General features: G+C 38.6%; 2 protein-coding genes and 1 pseudogene. All 3 read left to right on the top strand.

Annotated elements, in window-relative coordinates; all coding sequences use genetic code 11:
* Positions 1-260: YdcP family protein (locus LJD34_RS15955; protein ID WP_227360361.1), on the top strand; the 260-nt coding region annotated here is incomplete at its 5' end.
* Between the two features lie 75 nt (positions 261-335).
* Complete coding sequence (locus LJD34_RS15960) at positions 336-752, top strand: DUF523 domain-containing protein (RefSeq protein ID WP_002322983.1); 417 nt, start codon at positions 336-338, stop codon at positions 750-752.
* 73 nt (positions 753-825) lie between these two features.
* Positions 826-1,081 (top strand): annotated as a pseudogene (locus tag LJD34_RS15965) (ATP-binding protein); the annotation flags it as partial.

The raw sequence follows: 1,081 nt of genomic DNA on the forward strand, positions 1-1,081 counted from the left end.
GTATCTATGATTTGAAGTGCAGTCTGCATGGTGGAATTATCCCCGTGTCTGTACCAGCAGAAGTACCGTTAAGGGAATTTTCGTACAATGCAGTTGTGGAGCTTGTCAATCCCGTAGCCGATACGGTATCAAGAAAGACGTTTGGTGGTGCAGATGTGGACTGGTATGTAAAAGCAGAGGATATTGTGTTGAAGAACAAAGGCAACCAGAACGCAGGCAATTCACAGAATAATAACACGCAGGGACAACCGAAAAAATAAAATTAGAGATTAGATTTTTATTGTGAGGTAATTCGTTGAATGATATAATTAGGATAAATTGTGAGGTGCTTATCTATGAAAGTATTAGTTAGTTCATGTATCATGGGAAAAAACTGCAAATATAACGGTGGGAATAATCTCAATCCGAAAGTTGTAGAGTTTCTAAAAGACAAAGAAGTTATCGAGATTTGTCCAGAATTATTAGCGAATATGCCTACACCACGTCCTAGTGCGGAAATAGTAAATGGTATTGTCATGGATATAAATGGAAATATTGTTGATGAGGAATATCGTCATGCGGTACAGTTGGCTTTAAATGAAATAAGAAGTATGGAAATAGATTTAGTTATTCTGCAATCAAGAAGCCCAACTTGTGCAGTCAAGAATATTTATGATGGTAGTTTTACGGGGAAATTGATAAAAGGTCAAGGTCTATTTGCACAAGCGTTAATTGAGGCTGGATATAAAGTGTTGGACTCAGAAGATTTTTAATGAATGGTAATGAAAAAGCAGTTAGTCTTAGGGTTGACTGCTTTTTTCGTACCCAGAAAGGAGTGATTGATTTATGCAAAAGATTTGGAACAAAGGACACCGTATCAGAGCCAGCGACAAGCACCTTGTCTACCACTTTTCCATAGGGACACTTCTGTTTGTATTCATGGCGGTTCTCCTACTACTGAATATCAAACAGTTCATGTGTACCGATTGGGAGCATTTCAGCTTGTTAGAGAACGGCTTGACGCTTTCCCCTTACAACTTCATAACCATACTGATAGCGACTGGTGTTTGTGCATTGGTCGCTTTTCTGTATTACCGCTTCT

The organism is Faecalibacillus sp. MSK20_93, assembly GCF_020589945.1.
Lineage (GTDB): Bacteria > Bacillota_I > Bacilli_A > Erysipelotrichales > Coprobacillaceae > Faecalibacillus > Faecalibacillus intestinalis.

Bases quoted from the DNA above. Each gene is read 5' to 3' on its own strand.
- LJD34_RS15960 (WP_002322983.1), top strand. From the start codon at position 336: ATGAAAGTATTAGTTAGTTCATGTATCATGGGAAAAAACTGCAAATAT.